A 3,417-nucleotide genomic window follows, 5' to 3' on the forward strand; every position below is an offset into this window, starting at 1 on the left:
TGTTTGCCCAATGCAAAGAGCGCGGGTATTGTATGTAGCATGAGGTGGGTTTTTATATGCCTCTTGGGGTTGGTTTGCTCTTTAGTCTCTGCTCCCATCAAGCCCTCTAAATCTAGACTCTCTAGGGCCAATCTCTCTTAGCGTCCATCAAGTCAGTCTTGAGAGTTTTTGGGCAAAGGGCGTGATGGGATTCTCCAAAGTTCATCTAAAGTCTTTACAATTTTTTGATATACAAAGAACAATCAAGGACTAAAAGATGTGTAGACATATTAAGAAATCACTTGCAAAGCAACCTCCCTCTAAGAGTGGGGGGTATTACCCCAATCCCAAGTTTTCAAACACTCTAAAGTGTCTTTTTATCTTGTGGGGCCTGTGTATGGCACACCTTGTGGCTAAAGAGGCAAAAGAGATCAATTGGCAAGTCCTCTTAAAACAGCACCACATCCCAGGCAAGGTGGTTAAGTCTGTTGATGAGGGTCCGGATTTTAAAGTGCTCATTGTGGATCACAAGGGCAAATGGGAGGCGTGGTGGGTGGATAAACAAACCCTTAAACTGGCTAATCAAAGACCCGATGATTACCCTTATGGTGCTGACCCAACATACGATGAAATATGGGCACACAACCAAGCCATACCCACGCAGATCATAAAGATGTGGAATCTCTTTTACACTGGCCCTTACGCGATTATGCGCGAGGATATGGATGTTTCTTACTTTAAAAAAGCCTTGCTTTCTTTAAAACCCTTGCAAGGCACAGATTGGCAGAGCGCTACCTTTGATGGCCCCAGTGTGTGGCTCATTAATGCCAACACCACCCAAGCTATAGAAGTGCAACAAGCTTTTGGAGATAATGCCACTCTTTTTAATCAAATCAACACGCGTGCCCAGCAATTAGATGCCAAAAAAGCCCCCCTTCTCTTTGGATCTTTTTTTGAAGCGTTGCCTAAACCCTGCTTGGATACCTTCCCCTCCACCAACCCCAAAGCTCCCGATCTCTATTTAATTTTGGATTTTGCAGATAGCTTTTCAAATCTCTACCAACGCACCAAAGAAATCCTTGACAAATTCCCCACCATCTTAAAGCACTACCGCGTGCATGTTTTTCTTACAGATGATGTGAGAGATGGTAAAGCCATCCTATCTAAATCTTACCACCGCCTCAAAAAACAATTCCACGCCACCTCTACTAAAGGTTCTTGTGATGTGCCCGATGACCCCAAAGCCGTTAAAAAAGTGGGCAACACGGGCAGAAATTGGGAGGACTTTCTCTTTGGCATTGATAGCAAACACAATGATACACCCGGATATATAGACAACAACAACCCCACTCCCATTATCTATAACCCCAAAATAGGGCTCATCAAAGCGCGCGACTTTTTAAAGAGTTTAGACGCTCCTATGGGGGATAAGCCCCCCAAAGAAACACAGGGTTTGAGTGCCTACAAGGTTGTAAAAAAGGCTAGCTTGAGCCATGCCCCCTTTCAAATCGCGCTCTTGCAAGACAAACAAAGCCTTGAGCAAAGCGTGTGGCTTTATAGCCCACAAGCCAAGCTGTGGTTTAAACCCGGACGGGTGCGCAAGTTACACAAAAACGATCAAGCCCTCTTGAATGATTTTCAAGAGGAGGCATCGGGTTATAATTATGTGAAAGCCTATGCCAAACCCCTAAAGACCTTTTTTCACAAAGCCCATAGCATCGATCTAGTGCCTAAAAATGCCAAGAAAAATTTTTATGTGATTACATCCGCTTCGCCCGCTGCTGCCGATGATCTTGCATATTATAACACCCCCATTAATCTCGTTTCTAAGATTATAAAAAAAGTCCAACAGGGAGATGCGGTGCATATCATTTTAGTGGGATCACTCAGTCAATTGCCCACGGATGATTGTGGCGATCACGCTTGTGATGGGGATGAAGAGACTTGGGTGGCTCAGACTTGTTTTAATGCAGCTAACAAAGCAAAAAATATGGCTGAAAAGCTCGATGTTATCAAAAATTGTGGCTATGCTGGTGATTATGATTTTAAAGACCCCGGGGAGAGTGCCATTGCTGATAATAGTGCCAATTTAACAGACGATGACACGGGCATGTTTGAAGCGCAAGCGTGGAATCATTTAAACGAGCTATTGCCAGACCCTGATCAAGAATAAAATCTTTAGCTTGTATTAAATAAAGGAGTTGAAATGATTTTCCTCATTGGAATACTTTTACTCATCAGCCCCCTATGGGCTGTAAGCCCTAATTTGGTCCAGCAAATGCAACAAGCCCGCGCATTAGTGGTTAAAATCTATGAGCAAGATTTTAAAGAGCGTTACACGCGTATAAATTGGGACATGGTCTTTTCCCATGCCATGCAAAAAGAAGCACCAACCCTTGTCAAGCACCTGCAAGCCTTTGTTGATCATATCCCGTTTTTACAATCTTTCCAGCCCAAAACCCCCAAGCAAGCCCAAATGATCCAAGCGCTCAAAGCCCTTGAGATGTACAACCTTTTTAATTTATTGAGCGACTCCACCCCCGAATTTTATTGCAACAACCACATCTCAAAGTGCAAGAAAATGAAGTCTCCCAAGCGTGTTAAGCCCTTTGACGCTAAAAAACACACTTTAGAATTTTTAAGGGGCATAGAATTGACCTATGCCCCCTTACTTGAAGCCTATCATCAGGGTTTGGACATTACAGATTATCTACAGATGTTGCATGACAAGTCTGACGCATTAATCCCTAATTGGGAGATTATGGGCATTCGAAAAGATCATTTAAACATGGTTAAAGGTCCTAAGACTCCGACTTTGCGCCACTATTTTGAGGATTTTGCATCCATCGATGCACACAACTACCTCATGGATAGCGGTTTTATTGAAAATGTAAGGTTTTTTGGTGCCAATGAAAAAGATGGTTTCAAAGATTTTTTGACAATCCAGATTGTCCGTGCTGTTGGGGGGGTCAAGGTCCAAGATTTAAACGCGTGGATGGCTTATTGCCAGGCGCGCGCCTTTGCCTTCTTGGGGGGTGATGCTAATGACAATGACTTTGAAAGTGCGATGGGTTTGTATTGGGAAAGTGTTACCCATTTGCGTATCACCCCTGCTGAGGATGATGCATATACATTTTCTATTCTCAAGCCAAAAGTCCCTTTTGCCCAAGCGATGCAGCTAACTCTCACCCAAAACCCCACCATTTGTTTGCAACCCCGGTATTTAGACAAAGAGTCTAAAGCACTTTGTTTGCAAATCTTCCAACAACACAGCTATGACCCCAAACCCTTACAAGAATATCTAAACTCCCTGCGTTTGATCTCCATTGACAACGCGCCCTGTGTGTATCTTAACTCTAAGGACCAACTCCAAACCTTTAAATCTAACAATGCCCTATGCTTGGCATTACAAAAACACTTGACAAAGGAACAAAAGTA

At 43.4% G+C, this 3,417-nt stretch carries 2 protein-coding genes; both read left to right on the plus strand.

The window, feature by feature from the left end:
• The first annotated feature begins 376 nt into the window (after positions 1 to 376).
• Complete coding sequence (locus FNE76_RS08630; RefSeq protein ID WP_235852322.1) at positions 377 to 2,152, plus strand: hypothetical protein; 1,776 nt, start codon at positions 377 to 379, stop codon at positions 2,150 to 2,152.
• A gap of 33 nt (positions 2,153 to 2,185) precedes the next feature.
• The coding region (locus FNE76_RS08635) for a hypothetical protein (RefSeq protein WP_235895377.1) at positions 2,186 to 3,417 on the plus strand (1,232 nt) is incomplete at its 3' end.

Origin of the sequence: Helicobacter mehlei (genome assembly GCF_007280785.1) — a bacterium.
Taxonomy (GTDB): Bacteria; Campylobacterota; Campylobacteria; order Campylobacterales; family Helicobacteraceae; genus Helicobacter; species Helicobacter mehlei.